General features: G+C 36.1%; 25 protein-coding genes. 11 read left to right on the forward strand and 14 right to left on the reverse strand.

Features of this window, described 5'->3' with window-relative positions:
* Positions 1 to 24 precede the first annotated feature (24 nt).
* The 9 genes from ACK2M2_RS02495 to ACK2M2_RS02535 all read left to right on the forward strand — a co-directional run bounded on the left by ACK2M2_RS02495 (position 25) and on the right by ACK2M2_RS02535 (position 10,218).
* On the forward strand, positions 25 to 789 hold the full coding sequence (locus ACK2M2_RS02495) for an SDR family NAD(P)-dependent oxidoreductase (RefSeq protein WP_409511741.1): 765 nt from the start codon (positions 25 to 27) through the stop codon (positions 787 to 789).
* Between the two features lie 12 nt (positions 790 to 801).
* Complete coding sequence (locus tag ACK2M2_RS02500) at positions 802 to 2,691, forward strand: sigma 54-interacting transcriptional regulator (protein ID WP_419346015.1); 1,890 nt, start codon at positions 802 to 804, stop codon at positions 2,689 to 2,691.
* Between the two features lie 174 nt (positions 2,692 to 2,865).
* Positions 2,866 to 4,518, forward strand: coding sequence for a long-chain-fatty-acid--CoA ligase (locus ACK2M2_RS02505; RefSeq protein WP_419346030.1), 1,653 nt, complete (start codon positions 2,866 to 2,868; stop codon positions 4,516 to 4,518).
* Between the two features lie 34 nt (positions 4,519 to 4,552).
* Positions 4,553 to 4,864 carry a DUF485 domain-containing protein gene (locus ACK2M2_RS02510; RefSeq protein ID WP_409511745.1) on the forward strand — a complete coding sequence of 104 codons (312 nt, stop codon included), beginning with the start codon at positions 4,553 to 4,555 and terminating at the stop codon, positions 4,862 to 4,864.
* Positions 4,857 to 6,512 carry a cation/acetate symporter ActP gene (actP, locus tag ACK2M2_RS02515; RefSeq protein WP_419346016.1) on the forward strand — a complete coding sequence of 552 codons (1,656 nt, stop codon included), beginning with the start codon at positions 4,857 to 4,859 and terminating at the stop codon, positions 6,510 to 6,512. Before ACK2M2_RS02510 ends, actP begins: the two co-directional genes overlap by 8 nt.
* Before the next feature lie 262 nt (positions 6,513 to 6,774).
* On the forward strand, positions 6,775 to 6,975 hold the full coding sequence (locus tag ACK2M2_RS02520) for a hypothetical protein (protein ID WP_409511747.1): 201 nt from the start codon (positions 6,775 to 6,777) through the stop codon (positions 6,973 to 6,975).
* A 337-nt stretch (positions 6,976 to 7,312) separates the two neighbouring features.
* A complete protein-coding gene (locus ACK2M2_RS02525) occupies positions 7,313 to 8,632 on the forward strand; it encodes an NCS2 family permease (RefSeq protein ID WP_409511748.1) in 1,320 nt (439 codons plus the stop codon).
* A gap of 146 nt (positions 8,633 to 8,778) precedes the next feature.
* Positions 8,779 to 9,780: an adenosine deaminase gene (locus ACK2M2_RS02530; protein WP_409511749.1), complete on the forward strand. Its 1,002-nt coding sequence runs from the start codon at positions 8,779 to 8,781 to the stop codon at positions 9,778 to 9,780.
* Between the two features lie 78 nt (positions 9,781 to 9,858).
* Entirely contained in the window at positions 9,859 to 10,218 is a 360-nt protein-coding gene (locus tag ACK2M2_RS02535) for a hypothetical protein (protein WP_409511750.1), read from the forward strand.
* Positions 10,219 to 11,613: 1,395 nt separating this feature from the next.
* On the opposite strand, the gene ACK2M2_RS02540 is transcribed toward ACK2M2_RS02535, so the two are convergent.
* Positions 11,614 to 12,168: a cytochrome b gene (locus tag ACK2M2_RS02540; protein WP_419346031.1), complete on the reverse strand. Its 555-nt coding sequence runs from the start codon at positions 12,166 to 12,168 to the stop codon at positions 11,614 to 11,616.
* Positions 12,169 to 12,416: 248 nt separating this feature from the next.
* Here ACK2M2_RS02540 and ACK2M2_RS02545 point away from each other — a divergent pair, with 248 nt between their 5' ends.
* Both ACK2M2_RS02545 and rnhB read left to right on the forward strand, forming a co-directional pair.
* Positions 12,417 to 12,797 carry a hypothetical protein gene (locus tag ACK2M2_RS02545; protein ID WP_409511752.1) on the forward strand — a complete coding sequence of 127 codons (381 nt, stop codon included), beginning with the start codon at positions 12,417 to 12,419 and terminating at the stop codon, positions 12,795 to 12,797.
* 61 nt (positions 12,798 to 12,858) lie between these two features.
* A complete protein-coding gene (gene rnhB / locus ACK2M2_RS02550) occupies positions 12,859 to 13,425 on the forward strand; it encodes a ribonuclease HII (protein ID WP_419346032.1) in 567 nt (188 codons plus the stop codon).
* A 67-nt stretch (positions 13,426 to 13,492) separates the two neighbouring features.
* Here the strand turns inward: rnhB and csrA are convergent, their stop codons facing one another.
* The 13 genes from csrA to ACK2M2_RS02615 form a co-directional block, all read right to left on the reverse strand.
* Positions 13,493 to 13,747 (reverse strand): carbon storage regulator CsrA, encoded by a 255-nt coding sequence (gene csrA / locus ACK2M2_RS02555; RefSeq protein WP_409511753.1) that lies wholly within the window; start codon positions 13,745 to 13,747, stop codon positions 13,493 to 13,495.
* Between the two features lie 240 nt (positions 13,748 to 13,987).
* Positions 13,988 to 15,268: an aspartate kinase gene (locus ACK2M2_RS02560; RefSeq protein ID WP_409511754.1), complete on the reverse strand. Its 1,281-nt coding sequence runs from the start codon at positions 15,266 to 15,268 to the stop codon at positions 13,988 to 13,990.
* Positions 15,269 to 15,478: 210 nt separating this feature from the next.
* The gene (locus ACK2M2_RS02565; RefSeq protein ID WP_419346033.1) at positions 15,479 to 15,694 is read right to left on the reverse strand and encodes a hypothetical protein; all 216 of its coding nucleotides are present in this window, start codon (positions 15,692 to 15,694) and stop codon (positions 15,479 to 15,481) included.
* Entirely contained in the window at positions 15,694 to 16,071 is a 378-nt protein-coding gene (locus ACK2M2_RS02570; protein ID WP_419346017.1) for a hypothetical protein, read from the reverse strand. Before ACK2M2_RS02570 ends, ACK2M2_RS02565 begins: the two co-directional genes overlap by 1 nt.
* Positions 16,068 to 16,370 carry a hypothetical protein gene (locus ACK2M2_RS02575; RefSeq protein WP_419346018.1) on the reverse strand — a complete coding sequence of 101 codons (303 nt, stop codon included), beginning with the start codon at positions 16,368 to 16,370 and terminating at the stop codon, positions 16,068 to 16,070. Before ACK2M2_RS02575 ends, ACK2M2_RS02570 begins: the two co-directional genes overlap by 4 nt.
* Positions 16,363 to 16,872 (reverse strand): hypothetical protein, encoded by a 510-nt coding sequence (locus ACK2M2_RS02580; protein WP_419346019.1) that lies wholly within the window; start codon positions 16,870 to 16,872, stop codon positions 16,363 to 16,365. Before ACK2M2_RS02580 ends, ACK2M2_RS02575 begins: the two co-directional genes overlap by 8 nt.
* Entirely contained in the window at positions 16,872 to 17,015 is a 144-nt protein-coding gene (locus ACK2M2_RS02585) for a hypothetical protein (RefSeq protein WP_419346020.1), read from the reverse strand. Before ACK2M2_RS02585 ends, ACK2M2_RS02580 begins: the two co-directional genes overlap by 1 nt.
* Positions 17,012 to 18,244, reverse strand: a complete 1,233-nt coding sequence (locus tag ACK2M2_RS02590; RefSeq protein ID WP_419346021.1) for a hypothetical protein — start codon at positions 18,242 to 18,244, stop codon at positions 17,012 to 17,014. The genes ACK2M2_RS02585 and ACK2M2_RS02590 overlap by 4 nt, the downstream gene beginning before the upstream one ends.
* Before the next feature lie 14 nt (positions 18,245 to 18,258).
* Positions 18,259 to 18,915, reverse strand: coding sequence for a DUF1071 domain-containing protein (locus ACK2M2_RS02595; protein WP_419346022.1), 657 nt, complete (start codon positions 18,913 to 18,915; stop codon positions 18,259 to 18,261).
* Positions 18,916 to 18,920: 5 nt separating this feature from the next.
* Positions 18,921 to 19,481 carry a hypothetical protein gene (locus tag ACK2M2_RS02600; RefSeq protein ID WP_419346023.1) on the reverse strand — a complete coding sequence of 187 codons (561 nt, stop codon included), beginning with the start codon at positions 19,479 to 19,481 and terminating at the stop codon, positions 18,921 to 18,923.
* A complete protein-coding gene (locus tag ACK2M2_RS02605) occupies positions 19,482 to 19,952 on the reverse strand; it encodes a hypothetical protein (RefSeq protein ID WP_419346024.1) in 471 nt (156 codons plus the stop codon).
* Between the two features lie 254 nt (positions 19,953 to 20,206).
* Positions 20,207 to 22,099, reverse strand: coding sequence for a hypothetical protein (locus ACK2M2_RS02610; protein ID WP_419346025.1), 1,893 nt, complete (start codon positions 22,097 to 22,099; stop codon positions 20,207 to 20,209).
* The coding region (locus ACK2M2_RS02615; protein ID WP_419346026.1) for an ABC-three component system middle component 5 at positions 22,086 to 22,603 on the reverse strand (518 nt) is incomplete at its 5' end. The genes ACK2M2_RS02610 and ACK2M2_RS02615, both read right to left, overlap by 14 nt.

Raw genomic sequence — 22,603 nt, forward strand, 5'->3', positions numbered from 1 at the left:
TCATAGATTATGGAGAATCTTAAAATGTTTAATATTAAAGATAAAAATATTATTGTGACTGGTGCATCGAGCGGTTTAGGGCAACATATTGCAGAGTTTTTTGCTTCACATGGTGCAAATATTATTATTTGCGCAAGACGGGCAGAACGACTAGAGCAATTACAACAAAAAATTGCACTGCAATATGCAGTCAAAATTTATTCATATCAGTTTGATATTAATGATCGTCAAGCAGTGCAAGCGATGTTGAGTGATTTGGAATCAAAGCAGGTTCAGGTCGATGTACTCATCAATAATGCAGGCGTGGGCAACAGTAAACGCTTTCTAGAGAACACCGATGATGATTGGGATTTGGTACTTGGAACAAATCTTAAAGCACCTTGGATGTGTTCGCAAGAAGTTGTTAAACACATGGGAAAACATAAAGTTAAAGGTTCTATTGTCAATATAACCTCTATTTTATCTCAATCGATTAATCTAGGTGTTTCACCTTATTGTGCATCAAAAGCAGGTTTACGACATTTAACCGAAGTGATGGCAGCAGAATTGGCTCGCTACAATGTACGTGTCAATGCGATTGCACCGGGTTATATGGTGACTGAAATTAATGAAGATTATTTACTCAGCGATGTAGGGCAAGCAATTTTAAAACGTATTCCTATGCGCCGTTTTGTTGAATTTTCCGATTTAAATGGAGCGCTATTGTTGTTAGCATCAGAGGCAGGTCGTGGAATGACCGGTGTAGAAATTAAAGTGGATTGTGGGCACAGTTGTGGTGCACTCGTATAAGGAAGAAAAATCATGCTGAATCAGAAACCGATTAATATTTTGGTGAGTTATATTAAAACGCCAAGTATGAATGGGTTTCGTCAGCTTGCTGAGCAAACTTTAGCACAGATGCATTCGGAACAAGTTGGTTTTGTTGAATGCCATATTTCCGATGTACTTGAAGTGGCACAGCAACTCGTTGAAAATGGTAGTCAAATTTTACTGTGTACGGGTGCAACGGCGCACTATTTACAAAAAAAATTGCCTATAGAATTACATCCTATTCGAACAGGGGCTTTTGATGTCATTCAAGCCATCTCCAATTTAAAGCAATACCGTAAAATTGCCTTATTGGGCAATGCTTCTAGCGTTAACTTGACGCAATATTCTGACGTTTTTGCATTGCAAATAGAACAATTCAGCTACGATTCATTTTTAGCTGCGAAAAAAACGGTCGAGCAGGTGCGTAAACAGCAGTTTGATGCAGTGATTGGTTCACCTGTTGCAGTCGAAATGGCACTTAATTTAGGTCTAGCGGCACAGCTTGCTATTAGTCAAAATTCTTTACAAGATCATATTTATAGTGCATTACAGCGACTCGAAAAAATCCGAGAAGAAAAACAGCAAAATCAGCGTTTAACTGAAATTTTCAACCATTTGACCGATGGTATTTGTCTGATTTTAAAGACAGGTAGAATTCATTTTGCCAATCAATCTATGCTTGCCCTATTGGGGCAAACTGAGCACAGTCTTTTAAATCAGCCAGTTGATAGGCTGTTTAAAAATTTTGATTTAAATATCGAAAATACTCATCAAATATTATATGTGGGTGCGAAGAAGCTTGCAGCACATTTATCGGTGCTCAAAACAGAGCATATCGATGGCTTTATTTTAAGTGTGCAAGATCTCGATGCACTTGAACAGTCAAGTGGTGAATTTCGGAAAGTTTCAGTCGGAAAGTTTAATACACGTTATCGTTTCACCGATTTAATCACGCGAGATCCTCAACTCCAACAAAGTATTTTACTTGCCAAACAATATGCTCAAACTGAAGCCACTATTTTGATTACTGGTGAAAGTGGAACAGGTAAAGAGTTATTGGCTCAAAGTATTCATCAACAAAGCTCACGTGCCCATGCGCCTTTTGTGGCAATTAATTGTGCTTCATTTCCTGAAAGTATTCTTGAAAGTGAATTATTTGGTTATGTGGAAGGGGCTTTTACAGGGGCAAAAAAAAATGGCAAGGTTGGGTTGATTGAAGCTGCACATAATGGCACTTTATTCCTCGATGAAATTGGTGATATGCCGTTGCATTTACAAACACGATTTTTACGTGTGTTACAGGAGCGTCAAATTAATCGTTTAGGTGCAACAGTCAGCCATACAGTGAATATTCGTGTACTTGCGGCAACGCATTGTGATCTTGAGGAAAAGGTTAAATCTGGAGAGTTTCGAGCAGATTTATATTACCGTTTGAATATTTTGCGTGTGTATATTCCATCGTTGAAACAGCGCCGTGTTGATATTTTACTTTTGGTTGAACATTTTTTAAAAAAACATGCTTTAAATGTAGAAAATATGCCTGCATTTTTATTCAAAGCCTTACAAAAATATCATTGGCCTGGAAATATTCGTGAACTTGAAAATATTATTGAACGACTTGCAGTGATGTGGCAGCTCGATCATTCTATGCTTAATCAAACATTTATGAGCTTACATATTCCTGAATTGTTTCAACAACGTGATTTCGATACTCATTTCGATGCACAATTGAGCCCGTTAAAAGCAGTCAAAGTCAATCAAGAATTACAATTGATTGAACAAGCCATTGCAACAGCAGATGGAAACTTAGATATAGCAGCTCAAAATTTGAATATTAGCCGTACCACGCTATGGCGGAAAATGAAGTTATTGAAGGTTTAGTTTTTTACTATCTATTCAATTTTAGTATTTCATATTTGAAAAAATTTCAATATTGAACTGTTTTAGATTAAATAAAAAACAATAAATTATTGAAAAATAATAATTAAATAGTTGGCATTATAGTTGCAATATTCTATTTGAAACTCAGTTGTAAAATTGTGTAAGGATAGAATAATCATGAATGGACTTATGATGCACTGTAATCTGAACATTACCTCAATCATGCAACATGCAATGATGGTACATGCAGATCAGGAAATTGTTTCACTTAAATCAGATGGTGTGAGTACGCATCATTATACCTATAAAGCTGCGTTTAAGCGAGTCGCTCAATTTGCGCATGTGCTGGATCAACTAGGTATTTCTTTTGATGCAAAAGTTGGTACTTTGGCGTGGAATACCCATCAACATATGGAATTGCATTATGCCATTCCTTGTACAGGACGAATTTATCACACGATCAATCCTAAACTTCAACCTGCACAAATTAAGCAAATTATTTTAGATGCACGTGATGAGGTACTTTTAATAGAACCTGAATGTATACCTTTACTTAATCAATTTTATGAAGAGTTCCAAAGTTTTTTAAAATATGTGATTGTTCTTGGTGATATTCAAAATGAGCTAATGGCAGAATTTCCATTCCAATTTTATGAAGCATTAATCAATATTCAACCTGAATATTACGATTGGCAGGATATTCCTGAGCAACGAGCAAGCGGGCTGTGTTACACATCAGGTACGACAGGGCAGCCTAAGGGTGTGTTGTATTCGCATCGAAGTACGGTATTGCATGCACTGATTATGAGTATGAATGATGCTGTAGGTTTACATCGCAGCAGTGTAATGATGCCAATTGTGCCGCTTTATCATATTAGTGCGTGGGATATGCCATTTAACGGTATTTTATGTGGTGCAAAGTTGGTTTGGCCCAATCAGTTTGCAGGACAAACCGAAAAACTCGTCAGCCTTATGCAAGAAGAAAATGTTGATATTTCGATGGCTGTGCCCACTATTTGGACAGCATTTAAAGAATATTTATCAAATCATCCTCAGATTAAACTCAATTTAAAACGCGCAATTTCAGGTGGGTCAGCAGCACCTCTAGCATTGATTCAGAGTATGCATGCGCTAGGTATCCAAATTGAAAATGGCTGGGGTATGACTGAAACGAGTTCTTTAGGGGCAATTAATCGAACTCAAATAGATCAAAAAAATTTTGAAACACAAGTAATTAAGTGTGGTCGTCCTGTGTTTGGAATGCAAATGCAATTACGTCATCATGACGGTCATTTATTAGCTCACGATGGTGTACAAGAAGGCATTCTTGAAATACGAGGACATACTGTCGTTCATCAATATATCCATACATCTGCACAACAATTATCGCGACAACAAGCTCAGATTGAACAGCAGACTTATGGACAATGGTTTGATACAGGCGATATTGCCACGATAGATACGCATGCCTATATGCATATTACTGATCGTGCGAAAGATATGATTAAGTCTGGTGGCGAATGGATTAGTAGTGTTGAAGTTGAAAATGCTGCAATGGGTCATCCTAAAATTTTAGAAGCGGCTGTTATTGCAGTCGCTCATCCAAAATGGGGCGAAAGACCTCTTTTAGTTGTGGTGGCAAAGGAAAATCAAACTTTGAGTCATGAAGAAATGTTGATGTATTTATCAAATCATTTACATAAGTGGTCACTGCCATCGGCGACAATTAGCGTAAAAGAAATTCCACATACGCCAACAGGGAAAATCAGTAAAAAGCATTTAAGGGAGCAATATCACGATTATTTTCAGCAAATGGATGCTGTTTAAAAATTAAAAACGGGCATAACAGGGAGTAATTATAATGAAACAACAAATAGAAGACGCCATCATAAATGATGCGACATTTAAAAATATGGTCAAATCACGAAATCGTTTTGCTATGTGGTTGAGTATGAGTGTCTTATTGATTTATTTCATATTTATAGGTGTGGCATGCTTTAATCCGCAACTATTGGCACAAACACTTGGCAATCAATCTATTACGGTTGGCATGCCTATCGCAGCTCTAGTGATTATTTTAAGTTGGCTCATTACAGGGGTATATATTTATATAACCAATCGCCATTTTGACCAAGTCAAAGCACAGCTTAAAAGGGAGTATCAATATGAATAAATATGTACTTTCTATTCTAATAATGGGTTTTACGAGTAAAGCTCAAGCTGCGACTAAGATACACTCACTTAATTGGACTGCAATTAGCATGTTTTGCGTGATTGTTGGAATTACATTACTCATTACATGGCATGCAGCGAGAAAAATACACTCTAAAGATGATTTTTATACCGCAGGAGGCTCAATTTCTGCGCAACAAAATGGTTTAGCGATCGCGGGTGATTATATGTCTGCCTCAACCTTACTTGGTGCATCGAGTATGGTATTTTTTAAAGGGTATGATGGTTTTATTTATGTCACGGGATTCTTTGTATGTTGGCCAATTTTGACTTTTTTAATGGCGGAGCGTTTAAGGAATTTAGGTAAATATACTTTTGCAGATATTGTCTCATATCGTTTAGATCCGTCAAAAACGCGTATTCTTGCAAAGTGTGGTTCCCTGATTGTAGTGAGTTGTTATTTATTACTACAAATGGTCGGTGCAGGACAGTTAATTAAGCTTTTATTTGGTATTGATTATAAATTTGCAGTCATGCTAGTTGGTTGTTTAATGCTGGTATATGTCATGTTTGGTGGCATGCTCGCAACGACATGGATTCAAATCGTAAAAGCTATTTTACTATTGTTTGGTGGTACGCTATTGGTCTTTTTATGTCTGCGTTATTTTGGCTTTAGTTTTGATCGTTTAGCTGCTGCGGCTGTACAAAATCATCAACTTGGGCAGAAAGTACTTGAACCTGGTTCAATGCTTTCAAATCCAATTAATGCACTTTCTACATCCATTGGTCTAATTTTTGGTTTAGCGGGTTTGCCACATATTCTTATGCGATTCTTTACTGTTTCTAATGCACAAGATGCACGTAAATCGGTATTTTATGCATCTGGTTATATTGGTTATTTCTTTATTTTAGTATGCATTCTCGGACTTGCTGCTGTGACGATTATAGGAACAAATCCAAATTTCTATGTCGATGGAATCGTCGGTGGTGAGCTCATCGGTGGCTCAAATATGGTTGCAATTCATTTAGCTGGCGCGCTCGGTGGTAATTTATTACTTGGTTTCTTGTCTGCTGTCGCATTTGCAACGATTTTGGCTGTAGTGGCAGGTTTAACGCTTGCGGGTGCATCTGCTATTTCACATGATTTGTTCCAAAAAGTAATCAAAAAAGGTGAAGCAACTGAAAAACAAGAAATGGCAGTTTCACGTTTTGCTGTGATTGGATTGGGAATAATTGCAATTGCTTGCGGCATCCTTTTTGAAAAAATGAATATTACCTTTCTGATGGGGCTGACTTTTGGCATTGCTGCATCTGCAAATTTTCCGGTTTTGTTTTTGGCAATGTATTGGAAAGATTTAACGACTCGTGGCGCAATTTGGGGTGGTTTTACAGGAATTATTTCTGCAATCATTTTTGTAGTTTTATCACCAACGGTATGGGTCGGGGTGATGGGGCATGCAATAGCTATTTTCCCCTATGATAATCCTGCATTATTTTCGATGCCTTTAGCTTTTATTGTGAGTTGTGTTGTCTCATTGATGGATCGAAGTGAGCGTGCCGTAATTGATCGAGCGGGTTTTGAACAACAAGTCGTACGGTCAGAACTTGGTGCAAGACAGCAAGATTTGGAAGAAGTTCCAATGCACTAGTCATTATTAATAGGCTTATGATCAGTGGGGTTTAGTCATTAGAACTTTGAATGAATAAAACTAATTTTCAAATAAACAAACTCTCAGCTATTCTAATTAATGCTTGAGAGTTTGTTTACATAACAAAATTGAGTGACAATTTAATGAAATAACGCATCAAAAAAAATGATGGTGATTAAGCTTATTATGTAATAAAAAAATCATTGGGACATGATCGTTTGTATATAATTATTGAGCAATAATAAGAATATGGGTCATTAAAATGTATAAATTGATGTTACCGATTGGTGTGGGTTTAAGCGTAATACTCTGCGTGGGGTATTTATCTTATCTTGATGTGCAAAAAAAGAGAAAGCAGGCAGAAGTGATACAGATTATTAAGGATGCACATCAGTCGATTAAAATAATTGAAAGTAATCCTTATAATCAGCATTTACTCACAGAAAATAATGCATTGAATTAGATTCAGTATAAATGATTATTGTCAGTTTTTAAGCGTATGTTGAGAAAGCACAATAAAGAAATGTCTAATGCGTTTACATACGCTTATCGTGAGATGCTAATTTTTTTAAAACAGTATGTTATAATTTTAAATATTAAAGGGTATGAATGTTTCAGGTGTATAAGCCTGATTGAAATCAATTGTATAGAAAGCTGCAAATGATGCAGCTTTTTTCATTCAATTTATTTATATCTATTACTTATTCTTGGTACATTTATTGAATGCATTTTGCTGACTTGGCATGCATCTTTAAATAGATCATTTTCTTCCGCATAGCTCAAATTGCAGGGGCTCTACAATGACGAATCCAAATCCTTCAGCGGGTTTGCTCGAACGCTTATTTAAACTCAGCGAGAATAAAACAACGTTCAAAACCGAAATCCTTGCGGGTTTAACGACATTTTTGACAATGTGTTACATCATCATTGTGAATCCGTTGATTCTCTCTGAAACAGGTATGGATCATGGTGCTGTTTTTGTTGCAACCTGTTTGGCTGCTGCAATTGGCTGTTTGGTCATGGGTATTGTTGCAAACTATCCAATTGCACTGGCACCGGGAATGGGCTTAAACGCTTATTTCACGTATTCGGTATGTTTAGGCATGGGTGTACCTTGGCAAACTGCTTTAGCAGCTGTTTTTGTATCAGGCTTAGTATTTATTGCAATTAGCATGTTTAAAATTCGTGAAGCGATTGTCAATGCTATTCCAATGTCTTTGAAGTTTGCCATTGGTGGTGGTATTGGTTTATTCCTTGCATTAGTTGCATTGAAAAACTCAGGAATTATTGTTGCTAATCAAGCAACGCTAGTAGGTTTAGGCGATTTAAGTAAACCAACAGTTTTACTGACGCTTTTAGGCTTTCTTATGATTGTGGTTATGCATTTCTTTAAAGTGCGTGGCGCAATTATTATCAGTATTTTAGTCGTGACAGGTCTTGCAACAGCATTAGGCTTGAATGAGTTTAAAGGTGTGGTTGGAACAATTCCTTCTATTGCACCGACATTCTTACAAATGAACTTTGAAGGTCTATTTACCGCAAGTTTAGTGGGTGTGATTTTCGTCTTCTTCTTGGTCGATTTATTTGACTCAACAGGAACATTGGTTGGCGTTTCACATCGTGCAGGCTTACTCAAAGACGGTAAATTGCCACGTTTGAAAAAGGCTTTATTTGCTGATTCGACTGCAATTGTTGCTGGTGCAGTTTTAGGTACATCTTCAACAACACCTTATATTGAATCTTCAGCAGGAGTTGCTGCAGGTGGACGTACAGGTTTAACAGCAGTTGTCGTTGGTCTATTGTTTATTGCGTGTTTGTTCCTTGCACCATTGGCTCAATCTGTTCCAGGTTTTGCTACTGCACCAGCATTATTATTTGTGGGTGTATTGATGATTCAGGGCATCACCAATATTGAATGGGATGACATTACAGAAGCCGTTCCAGCATTTTTAACCATCGTATTTATGCCATTTACCTATTCAATTGCCGATGGTATTGCAATGGGCTTTATTAGCTATGCTTTGGTGAAATTGTTTACAGGTAAAGCGAAAACTGTACCGTATATGGTGTGGATTATTGCTGTACTTTGGGTGATTAAATTCGTTGCATTTGGCGGCTAATTTTTCATTGCTATTGAAGGGTGTAAACTCAGTTTGCACCCTTTTTTATTTTCAATTTTTTTAATTTTATATCTCTTGTGTATTGATGAATGATGATCCATTAATAGATCAATACATATGAAAAAGATTTATTCGAGGAACGTAACATGAATCGCTTAGAACTCATTCGTGCTTTACCCAAAGCAGAATTACACGTACACATTGAAGGAACGTTTGAGCCTGAACTCATGTTTGCCATTGCTCAGCGTAATAATATTGATATTCCATATAAATCGGTAGAAGAAGTTAAACAAGCCTATAACTTCCATAATTTACAGTCTTTTCTCGACATTTATTATGCAGGGGCAAATGTACTGATTCACGAACAAGATTTTTATGATTTGGCTTGGGCATATTTTGAAAAATGTGCTGAAGATCAAGTCGTACATACAGAAATGTTCTTTGACCCACAAACTCATACTGACCGTGGAGTTGCTTTTGCAACTGTAATTAATGGTTTACAACGTGCCTGTGATGATGCCAAAGTCAAATTAGGCATTAGCTCGCATTTGATTATGTGTTTTTTACGTCATTTGAGCGAAGAAGCTGCTTTTGCAACACTTGAGCAAGCTTTACCATTTAAAGATCAAATTATTGCCGTGGGTCTAGATTCAAGTGAAGTGGGTCATCCACCTTCAAAATTTGAGCGTGTTTTTGCTAAAGCACATGAAGCAGGCTTTCTTATCGTTGCACATGCAGGTGAAGAAGGACCAGCTGAATATGTTTGGGAAGCTTTAGATTTATTGAAAGTAAACCGTGTTGATCATGGTGTACGCTCTGAAGAAGATCCAAAACTAATGCAACGTTTAATTGCTGAAAAGATGCCTTTAACAGTGTGTCCACTGAGCAATTTAAAGCTAAAAGTTGTTCAGGATATGGCTGAACATAATATTCACCGTCTATTGCAACAAGGCGTGCATGTTACAGTGAATTCAGATGATCCATCTTACTTTGGTGGTTATATGAATGATAACTTTATTGCGATTGCAGAAGCACTTGATTTGACCGATATAGAGTTGAAAACATTAGCTAAAAACTCATTTGACGCTTCATTTATTTCTGCTGAAGAAAAAAATAAGTGGAATGCAAAAATTGATGCTTTGGTTTAATTTAAATATGAATTAAATCTCAAAAAAGCAGTGTCAATTCACTGCTTTTTTGTTGTTTTAAAATTTTGAGGAAAAGCTGTGAAAGTTTTATTGATGTTAATGATGACTATTTTTATGAGTTCGGTGAGTTATGCTACCAATAATGTAACAAAGAATCAGTCTGTGGCACAAAAAATGTTAAAGCCACTCATTGAACAACAATGTGGCCGTGAATTGAAAGCCAATAAAATTTGGCAAGCGTCTTCATTTTTTTGGTCGACATCAAAACAAGATCATGCACAAAAAAAGATTTGTGGATGTGTCAGTGAAAATGCTTTAAATGACGTTTCAAGTAAGGATGTATTAATGGCAACAATTAATGAATCTGCAAAAAATAAACTCATTCAGAATGCTGTGGTGAATAGTATCAAAGGTTGTACACAAGAAATTTTGAAGTAGGTTTAAAGAAATTTTTAGATGGATTCTTTTCAGATATATGCAACTGAATGATAGATAGGGAAATGTCAAAAATAGGCATGTTGAAAATAAATACAAATAATTGAATTTTATTAAGTTATTTTTATACAAAATAAAACTATTCAAATAACAAATTGCAGAAAGGCATAAAGCTAAATTGCCATCACTGTTCAAAGAAAAAAATTGATCAAGCATCACTGCAACGATTGATCAGTATATCTGTTTCAACATTTTGTACTGCCATTAGTCGTACTTTTCATTGTCCATTATTTTTGTATAACAATATATGACATGTGAATTTTCAATATGTTGAATGGATGGTCACGCTTTATAATGTTGGGCAGATTTCAGTAACGGGTTAGGGCAGGATTATGTTCACTTGTAACCCTAAATTTAGTGTTATATGACATTTTGCTTGTAGAGTGACCTACCTGTGGCATTGTTTTCATGCACGTGTATTGGGTTTATCAGGAGGAGTTAGAGTATTCAGCCATTTTATCAATGAGCGTGAAAAACTATATTCAGCGACATTGGGATAAGCACATGCAGTTGCAAAGTGAGAAAATACAATCAGCGTTGAATACAATACAAGGTACTTTAAGTCGGGTATTTAGTGATAGTCAAAGTTTAGATTTCTGCAGCTGATGCTTCACAGCAATTCGCTACGGTTATCTAAAACGTACAAAGGCGTTAGTGAATATTGGTGGGTTCTGTAAAAGTGATTTTTATATGGTGCAGGAAGACTTCATCACTCAACAAAGCAATGTAAAATTTACTATAGTAAAAATTCAAAAAAATGAACAAAATATTAAAGTTTTACAGGCACAAAGAGCAAGTTTGACGACTGAGTTAAGTGTAGCTTAAGCAGGTTTACATCAAAGTGAAAATAATTTGAGGGCGACTCAACTGATTGCACCAAGAGATGGAATAGTATCTTATCGTAAAGTGAGAGAAATTGAGTGTCGGTAGAAGCCTTTTCGTGATTGCACCTTTAGATTATTTATGGATTGAAGCCAATTTAAAAGAAACGCAATTGTCTAAAGTGTCATAAGGCGATAAGTACATTTTTTGGTACTTTAGACTGTATTTCACGCAGTAGTGGCTTCGATTTTGCGTTGCTACCTGCCGATAATGCAAAGGGCAATTTCACTAAAATTGTACGCTATTTTCCTGTGAAAATTGTTTTTGATCCACAGCAAAAGGTCTAGGAAAATTAGCTATTTGTATGTCGGTTATTGGGGACTTAAAAGCCAATACGCAAAAAGATAAATGTAAATAATAAAAATTAACGTTGACTCATGTTGATTCAAAATAAAAGCCGATCAAGGCAAGAGGTCTTGATCGGCTTTTTTAGTATTGGCTTTGGGTTAAAAAGGTTTAATCTTTTTGACGGAGCATACTACGTAAAATATTATCTTTATCAATAAAATGATGTTTAAGTGCTGCTGCAATATGCCCAACAATCAGCAAACCCACAGCCCAAGACAAATAAATATGCAAGGGTTTGACAATCATTAAAATATCATCATTTTCTTGAACTAAACGAGGTATCTCAAATAAATACAACACTGGGGCAGGATGTCCGGCACTCCAACTGAATAAACAGCCCGTAATTGGTAAAGCAAGTAACATCACATACAATGCCAAATGCCCTAAATGTGCCAATGTTTTCATCATAGGCGACATGCTATCAGGGAGTTTTGGCGCAGGATGGGTATATCGCCAAAAAAGACGAATCACGACCAAAAATAAAATGACAGTTGCAATATTTTTATGAAAGGTAATCACAATACCTTTAAATGAGCCATCCACGTCATAACTTAAAAAATTACCGCTATAGAAACCTACAAGCCATGCTGCAATAAAAATAACGGCCATAATCCAATGGAGCCACTGAGCTGTTCTTGTGTAATAAGCATTTTGTGTCTGCATAGTGAAGTCATCTTCTGTATTTTCGAACATGATAGGGGCTTTTATGTTGAGAAACATTGGTAAAAATTCAACGGAGTGTTTTAAAAATGCAACGCAGAGTCATATAAAATGCATTATAAAAATGGTGCTCCTATTTTTTTGTCCTAATAATAGACAACTACATGAATGCAGAATAATTTGGCTATCCACTGTCGTTGAGTTTAGGCAAAATAGCTAAACAATTTTTTTAAGTATAGAAAGGTCATATTGTGAAAAAACTGATTGCAGTATTTGCCCCGTTGGCTTTGGTTCTTTCTGCGTGTACAACGACAGATTCTACCGGAGGAAATGCAACACCATCAATGACGCAAACATTAGGAAATGCAGCATTAAAAATTGCAATAAATGCGAAATGTACGACTGAATTAAATAACTTACCCGCATGGAAAACCGCAACGGTATTGATGACAGATACACAAAGAACCAATATTCAATCTGAAATTTGTGGTTGTGTCAGTGAAAAAGCACCAGAAAGTGTAACGGCTGTAGATCTTGCAACAGCAGCTATTGATCCATCGGCACGTGCAACAATTGTTTCAAATGCGGTCAGTAAAACCATCAATGCATGTGTTGCTGAAGCAGTGAAGTAATCTTATGGTAAAATAAAAAGGACTGATTATTCAGTCTTTTTTTTACGAGTGGAACGTGTATATGTATATCGCAGGTACGGATGAAGCAGGTCGAGGACCATTGGTTGGTTCTGTTGTAGCGGCAGCAGTCATTCTTGATCCGAATAATCCGATTGAAGGATTGAACGACTCTAAAAAGCTCACTGAAAAAAAACGTGAAAAGCTCTTTGTTGAGATTCAAGAAAAAGCATTGGCTTGGTGTATTGCAGAAGCATCGCATACAGAAATTGATGAAATCAATATTTTACAGGCCTCATTGCTTGCGATGCGCCGTGCGGTAGAAGGGCTAAAAATTACTCCCGAACATGTACGTATCGATGGTAATAAAATTCCATTAGGTTTACAGATGAGTTGTGAAGCAGTTGTTGGTGGGGATGCTTTACATGCTGATATTTCTGCTGCAAGTATTTTAGCGAAAGTGACTCGTGACCATCAAATGGTTGAAATGGATGCTAAATATCCACAATATGGTTTTGCGAAACACAAAGGCTATCCAACAAAAGCACATTTTGAAGCCATTGCAGAACATGGGGTAATTGATGAACATCGCCGTAGCTATGCTCCTGTGAAAAAAGCACTAGGATTATAATATTTTTGAACATTTGATAAATTTAAAGTGGCCTTGTGAGCCACTTTATCTTTAAAACCATCAAACCTTATCGGTTAAAATCGTTTTGTTGGAAATTAGCATCTTCAAAAGATGGTTGATATTCCTGATCAATGTGCTGCAAATGTTCATGCATTGCACGTTCGTGTTGAATACGTTGATATATTTCTTCACGATGTACAGATACTTCTTTAGGTGCATTGACACCAATACGTACCTGATTACCTTTGACACCAAGCACAGTTACACTGACTTGATCTCCAATCATTAATGTTTCTCCGACACGACGGGTCAGAATCAGCATGTTTATCTCCTTGCAAAACGCTAAACCTGCGATAGTTATTTCAAATAGAAAGCAACAACCTCAGTATTCGATAAAATTTTAACAGAAAAATGTGACGAATTAAGCAATTCTTATCGATCTATTGAAATTTTATAAAAAACCCTCAGCGCTAATATAACAGAGCCACTACAGAAAAAACTATAGCGGCTCTCGTATTTTATCGCCTATGTGAACGATTAATTTATGATAAGTGTTTCAAAATTATCCGCGAACGCTAGACTCACCATGTTCACGGTCTAAACCGAAAGCAGTATGTAATGCACGTACAGCTAGCTCAAGATAATTTTCTTCAATAATCACTGAAATTTTAATTTCAGAAGTTGAAATCATTAAAATATTGATACTTTCATCTGCAAGAGCAGTAAACATTTTGCTTGCTACACCAGCATGTGAACGCATACCAACACCCACAATTGACACTTTGACAATGTCACCACGTGTTGCAACTTCACGTGCACCAATTGCTTTTGCCGTTGCTTCAAGAATAGCTTTGGCTTTGTTTAATTCACTACGGTTAACAGTAAATGTGAAGTCAGTTGTACCATCTTCTTCAACATTTTGGATAATCATATCCACTTCAATGTTTGCAGCACCAATTGGAGATAAGATTTTAGATGCAATACCTGGTTCATCAGGCACACCCAAAATAGTCAATTTAGCTTCGTCACGATTGAACGCAATACCCGAGATAATTGGATTTTCCATGTTGTCTTCCGCTTCAGTAGTGATTAGTGTCCCGACGTTCTTTTTAAATTCTTCGTCGAATGCGCCATCATTGTCATTATCAAAACTTGATAATACACGTAAAGGTACTTGATATTTCCCTGCAAATTCAACAGAACGAATCTGTAGAACTTTTGAACCCAAAGATGCCATTTCAAGCATTTCTTCAAATGAAATGCGATCAATTTTTTTGGCTTTCGGAGCAACACGAGGGTCAGTGGTGTAAACACCATCAACATCGGTATAAATCTGACATTCATCTGCTTTGAGTGCAGCAGCAAGTGCTACGCCTGAAGTGTCTGAACCACCACGGCCTAAAGTTGTGGTGTTGCCATCAGCATCAAAGCCTTGGAAACCCGCAACGACAATCACACGACCTGCATCTAAATGACCAGTCATAACATCGGTATCAATTGACTCAATGCGTGCTTTATTGAATGCGCTATCGGTTTTAATGCCAACTTGGCGGCCTGTAAGCGATTTAGCATCAACACCAATTGAATTGAGTGCCATTGCTAACATTGAAATCGTTACCTGTTCACCCGTAGACACCATTTGGTCAAGTTCACGAGGATCAGGGGTTTCGGTAATGGCTTTCGCTAAAGCAAGTAGGCGATTGGTTTCGCCACTCATTGCCGAAACCACCACGACCACTTTGTGACCATGATCGTGCCAGCGCTTCACACGACGAGCAACATTTAAAATGCGCTCGGGAGTACCCATAGAGGTACCGCCATATTTTTGAACGATTAATGCCATGACACTTAAACCCTTGAATTATTACAGGTAAATGTTACATACTCTTGCTAATAATTTTATTATGTACACATATGTGTACATTAAAGAAAATACTGAAGTTTTTAGCAAGACTCAAATTTGGGGGACAGTATATAGTATGGCAAATGTGCTAACAATCACTCGAAGGGGCTAAATACCATAAAGTCTTATGGTTTTTAGCCATTTTGCACTCTATATAGCCTTTTTCGGTTGGTCTATGTTTTGACATTTCTGTTCCCATGCTTCTACATCACTGATTAGGTAGCGCTTCATTGTGCCACCATCAGAACCAAAGGCAGGAGCAGGGAATGGAACACCCCATGGTGTTTTTACTTCCCATCGATTTAATGTGCGCTTAGTTATGTGAAACATCTCACATATATTATTAGATGTTAAGTATCTCTCCATCATGACACCTCCTTCAAACTTTGAGCGATTGCATCAAAATCAATTTTCGCTTTAGCCCAAATTGCCTCTGCACCATCCTCAGTAAAATTAATTGAAAATAAGAAAAAACCATGTGGTGCAATCGGATTCCATTTTAATAAATCACACCCATCCATAATTTCATCAAAGTCATCACTACTTACAGATGTTTCTAAATACATTTTTACAGTGACAATATTGAAGTGGAGCTTTAATTCATCCCAATCCGCACCTGTGATAGATTCAGTATCAGCGCCAAAATTAGATTCCCAATAAGCACCAACTTCAGGATGAATCCATTCACCATGATTATTGCGCTCAACTTCAACCGGCATTAATTGATTAATTTTTTCAATCATGATTTATCCCCTTGCTTGATACGAGTGCCTGCCTTAATTTCCTCATCTGTAGCGAGGTCTTTAAGCCGAAGAACCACTGGACCTTCACGGAAGTCTTTTGAGATTAGTTGGCCATCTAATTGTTCGCGCTCTTTTCCTGTTAGATTTCGCCACTTAGCGATCGACCATGTACCTTTTAGAATCCCGATAGGCATACCCACACATGAAGACCCAAAGCTATATCCGTTTTCTCTAAGCCAAGCTTGTGCTGCGTATAAAGCAGAAAAAGTACCGACCTTATCAAATGTAATTTCAATCATGGTTCTGCTCCTGTGCTTCGATCATGGCTTTACAGTGCGCAGCTACTTTTTCAGCTTCATCTTTTGACTTGAATGTTTTGTAATACCCGACATCACCGTTTTTTTCATCCCATTGGATAGTCGCAAATACAGGGTCTTGATCCAATTCATAAGAAACTCGATGTTCAACCTCTACGACTTCACCAATTGCAATATCACAAAGCCAATCAGGATCTTCGCGGTAGATATTTTCACTATCATCTAGATACCATGTTTTGATTTCTTTTACGGGCACTAAAACAAAACCTTCAGGGGCTTTGGTTGGATTCTCTTTTAATTCCTCTAGACCATCCAAAGCAATATCAATTAATTTTCCAAACTCCATGTCTGGGCTTTCATAGCCTTCTGAAGCACTTCCAACTTTGAATTTAATTGAAGATAAATCCACATTTTCATTTTCAAGCAAACAGACAAGTGACTCGATAACTATTTTTGTACTAATTGCTATATTTTTAATATCCATCACACTCTCCAATTCGCTTCTTTAAATTTCGCATCAATAATCAATTCTTCAATTTCACCGACACCGACGTTCTGAAAAATATGGTCCATTTTCACCCCGAACACAGTGAGTGTTCGGGTGATAGAGGAATAGTTGAATTTCATGAAGCCACCTGCGAACCCTGATTTAACAATTCAAAGCGACGCTTCTTAACAAGGTCCATTAGCTTTGGTTGAATATCAGCGTGACGAGAGCGAATTTCAGGCAAGAGTTCATTTAACTCATGCTCATTTTGAGTATTTTGAATCTGTACCATTAATGAAGGTGGTTCTGTCGCTACTTTTTCTTTTTGCTGATTCAATTCGATCAATCGCTTATTCATAGCCTGAATGACAGGTTTGCGCTGTTCCTCATTCCAAGATTTTGTATAGCGGATTTGTGCATTAACTTCGATTGGTGTTTGAGCATTATTTACCGCGTTAAGGATTGCGTCTAAATGCTCTTGATGTTCAGGGGCAGGTTCGCCTGGCACAACAGTTTCATTTATCAAGCTGTCTTCAGAGGTGGTCACATTCTCTTGAGAGATAATCTCAATCTTTGGTGCATATTGCTCTGGATCTAGTTCAATGCATTTATCTTCAACCAAATCCATTAAATGGTGTACATGAATATCGTTCAGATGACCGTTAGCTGAGAAAGAGTAGCGCAGTTCTAATGCTGAATCTGTTGTTGTGCATGCACTGATTTGAGCTGTGAATTTTTCAATAATCTTTGCCGGATCTTCCTCAATTGCTTCAACATCATCTATTGTAAAAGCATGTTTAGTTTTCAGCTTCGTAGCCGTATCAACCTCCCAAGGCGTATCATCACTTTCTACATCTGAAGGCTCAACGTCAGCAATGGCCACAGACGCATCAGTAGTCTTTTTCCGTGATTGGCGTTTTTTGGTTTCAACAGGTTGATCACTGTCTTTTTCTACTGCATAACCTTTTTGAAGATAGATCGTATTTTCAAAACCTAAAACCTTTTGGATCGCCTCGAGCTGTTTGCTTGCATTCTCACGATCTCGTTGTGCGAATCCTGCTTTAACATTTTCTACGAGTTGAGTATTGCTACTACAGAACCGAGTTAAAGTAACTCGGTTGAAGTTTTCTACAATACAAACCTCTTGGCCATCTACCAATTCATCAAGAGAAAAGGGCTTTAGGAATGTAATACCTGCCAATTCAATCAAATCAATTTTGATAGAGAACTCATAACCAGGCATTGCAAAAATAGTGGCAGGGAATTGATCCAAGTCATTAAAATCAGCCAATTGATCTACAGCACGACACATGATCTTTTTGCCGGCCATTAATGCTGAAAAAGCTTCATTACCATTTAGAATATTCATGCTTACTCTCCCAATTAATGATGTCTTTGATTATTTTGTTGTGATTGATTTTGTGGTGGTGGAGTTGGCGACCACCCCATTTGATCAGCACGTGCCTGACAAGCTTTTTGAATAGCATCATTGAATTTTGTTGGACCAAATGTATCTATAGCCTTATCCAAAGTTGATGGATTGTTTGCATTTGCTATTGATTTCAATGCATCTTGATAACGCTGATCTAAAGATTTTTGCTGTTGTCCTGATTGTTGATGGTTCTGATTTTGCTGAGCCTGTTTTTCTTCTTCAGGTAGGTCTTCACCTGCATAGATGTAAAGACCTAAACCGTGAGCAGCTATTCCTTTCACCAAGCAACGCATCATTGCACTATTAACATCAAAAGCATTGGGGTTTTGGATTGCTTTGTTCGTGTTATTCATCACAGGTAAAAACATATAAATGCTTTTACCAAACATGATTACGTCACATTGAACCATCATTGTTCCATCACTAAAGATCATTGGATCTCGGAAATTCCATGATGCTTGTGGATCAGCTTTCATTGCTTCAGCTACTGCAAAGGCCCAAGATAAATAAGTAAATTTACCTTTCTTTTCAGTATGGCCATTCACATTGATCTTTGATAAAGCTACAAAATTATTAGTTGGCTCATCAGGATTTTGATTATTTGTCATTGTTTTTATACTCCACGGCTACGAGGTGAGGTTTTTTTCCAATCTCTATATTCAGGAGAGGAAAAGTGCCCAACTTCTTCGAGAACCTTGTTGTGTTCTGCTTTATTTTTGGCGTTACGTGCAGTTTCTATATATGAGATAACCCAGTCTTTCATTGTGGCTTTATCTACAAAGCGGAGCACACCGTTGATCTCCATGTACACCTCAAAGCCTTTTAGGCCGTATTTGGCATGTGCATCATCTTTGATCTTGACGAGTGTGTAATAGAAAATACTCTTAGTACCTACACGGTAACGCTCATTACGATTACCATCGTAGCCAAGGAATTCAGAAGAATAGTTTGCAGCCTTTTCTTTTTGCTTACGCTCCCAACTATTTTCAAAACCCGGTGTAAAACGAAACTCAAGAAAACCACTGTAAATATCTGCGATGCTGATTTGAGCAGCATTGTTTATATGTGACCAATTATTGGTGCCAACTTCAGCGAAGTCCATTTTTAAGCCTTTCCCAAGCGATTCAAAAACTTGAGCAGGGGAAATGCTTTGTTTGATAGTTTGAGTAGTCATTTAAACGCCCTCCAACATACGGTTTTGAAGCATGTGAGCCACCAACATCGCATTGATAGTCAAATGGTCATTGAAGTCGGTGAAGTCAGAAATTTTATTACCTGAGTTGTCGTAAGCTTGATCTACAGCAAGGTCTAGGATTTCAGCATTCATGAAATCACTGCCTGGTACACCGTAGTCCTCTTCAACAGTGTTGTATTTGAAATTCACATCGAGTGTGAAGCCATCTAAGCGAACAACTGCAGTACCTGTATTTTCTTGAAGCGCCATAGCAGCTACAGCATTTTGAGCAGGGGTGTGTACAGGAACTGATAATTTGTACTCGGTAAATTGAGGGTTATAAGCAAGTGCTAGAGCAAGAGTACCCGTAAGAAAGGCACTGAATACGCTGACTTTAAGAAAGTTCATAAACCCGAAGCGCTGTACACGATGTGTAACAGTGGGGTTGATTGATGTTGGTTTTAGATTCATAATTGCCTCGTTAGTTCAATTAGCCCCGTCGCCTACAAGTGTTGGGGCTTTTTGTTGTTTACGAGATCAGTTTACCAAAGGAAACTTTTTTGTCAATTAAAAGTTTATCGAAGGAAACATTATTTTAATTTGGGAAACTTTTGTGTTTTGATAGGTAAAAAAAAGCCCGCATTAAGAGGGCTTCAAAATAAGTGATAGTAGGTAAAAGAAAAACCATACTGGAGATAGTTAGAGGGCTTAATGTAGAGCCTTTTTTAAATCCTTATAGATTTATCAGATGTCGTTAATTTCCTAGTATAGATATAAGGATGCATTGCTTCACTTAAATTGTCTATTGATGTTGCAAGGATCACTTGATAGCTATTTTTTAAGGTATTTAGTTCAGAAAGAATAATCTTTTGTAAATTTATAATACGTTCTGGTTCTAACCCCCCATCATCAATTCCATCAAGGATTAGGAGTCTCGGAAACCTCATATTGGGGATGTTGTCTGCTGTTTTAAGTAGAGCTAAATGAAACAAATGTCGCAATATTACTGTTGAACTTTCGCTGAATTTATTTTTATTGTTAACGTAAATCTGATTATCTGTAAAGCTTATGCTGATGTGTTGAGGATCAATAAATTCAGATTCTCTAGGCAAATCTAATTTCAATAAATTTATTAAATTTAACTCTAATAATTGAAGTGTTTTCAACCTATTTTGATAATTGCTCTCTTCAAGATTTGTAATTTCAGATTCTAATTGAGTAATCTCTGAACCTAAAATAATAATTCGATTATTTAAATCTTCTAATTCATCATAAATAGGTATAAGTTTATTAATTTCGGAAATTTCAGTATCTATTTTTCCTAATTTGAAGGATAAGCTAGTTAGGTTTGCTTTTTCTGTATCACTCCAATGTTCACTTAAATTATTAACTTGAGTGCTAAATGTTCTAATTTCATCTGACGTTTTTATAATTTGTATTTTTATAACATTGATTTTATCGTTACGAAGTAATTCGATTTTTTTTGACTCTTCTAATTGAATTAAAAGTTCATTTTTCATTCTTAAAAGAGGGCTAGTATATTCATCAGTATTTTCATTATCACATTTACATAAATTACAAGTTTTTGATGAGTTGTTTTCCAATTTAGAAAGACATGATGGACAAAATTCGAAACTTACATGTGAAAAACTCTGTACAAATTTTGACTCTTCGAGCCTTTCTAATCTATCTATAATTTCATTAATAAATATTTGAGAATCTAGACTATTTAAGTAGAGTTGATTTTTTTGTATTTCTAATGATTGTTTAGTTAAATAAAGTGAATTTATAGTTTTATTTAAAGATTCTATTTGTTTTAAATTATCCCTTTCTAGTTTTTTGGGTGTTCTTTTCGTATTGTTTAATTCCTGATTAATTTTTATTTTTTCAATTTTTAATTTATCTAAATGCTTTTCAGCAGATTGTTTATTATTAAATGGGAAATATGATTTTTTAAAAATATTTTTTAAAAAATTTGATTCTGTTTTTAACTTTTCTTTATTTTTAACTTTTTCTTTATGTTGGATTTGCATAATATAAAGATCATTGTTATAAAAACCTAATAAATATTCTCCAATAGTCTTTCTAATTAATGCATCATCGTGCGTTGATGGTGTGAGTATAGGAAAGTGTAAATATTTTTGTGCCGCGTAAATAGACCTTAAAATTTGATGCATAGTTAGATTTGATGATGCATCTAAATTCTTTTCAGAAGAATCCATTAAATTAAACATTATTTGAGAATAACTAATTTTTTCAGATCTATTGATTGGAAATGTAAGCCATTCGGAAGTTTCTTGATCAACTGTTTTTAATTCATCATATAAAATAGATATTGGTCTTCTACTATGTTCTGAAATTTCTCTTTTTAGACATAGTGTTTGACCATTTATAGAAATTTCTAAATAGCAGAAATCACAACTTAATGCCTCATTTTTAAGTTTTATTTCCTCCATGCCTAGAGTGTAAGCTATACAATCTAATATTGTAGTTTTGCCAGATGAATTTTGACCAGTTATTATATTTAAACCGGTATGGAATTCAGCGCTGTAAGCAACTTTATTTTCCTTGGTTATGATAATTTTATTTACTTGTAATGTTGGTTTAAGCATCTTCATAACGATATTCCATTAACCCTGATCTAAATTTTAAACCATTCTCGCCATTTGTATTAATTTCTAAAAAACTTAATATTAAAAGAAGGGGTAATCTTCTATCTCCATAAAAGGAAAAATTTTTTAGGATCAATATTAATTCATCCGATAATTTTTTATTTGTTACTTTGAGATAGCCCTTTTTAAAATGATCAATCTCAAAATATCCTTGGGATAATATATTAGATAATGCTTTTTTTTGTAAAATTGATATTCTCTGAAATGTTTGTAAATTGTTTATAGGATTTCTATAATCCTTTTTCAAGTCATTGAATTCTTTTTTTATGTTGTGTAACTCTTTAGGGAATTTAAAATCTCTTATACAACCGGGATAAGCCATATAGAAGTCGATTATTAAAATTTTATCAATTTCGTAGATTGAGTTCCGATCGGCTTTGTTGCACAAAGATTTAAAAGATAACACTCTGCTCATTTGAACAGAATTCAAGTGACAACTTGGGTATGAGG

Origin of the sequence: Acinetobacter sp. TY1 (genome assembly GCF_048551395.1) — a bacterium.
Lineage (GTDB): Bacteria > Pseudomonadota > Gammaproteobacteria > Pseudomonadales > Moraxellaceae > Acinetobacter.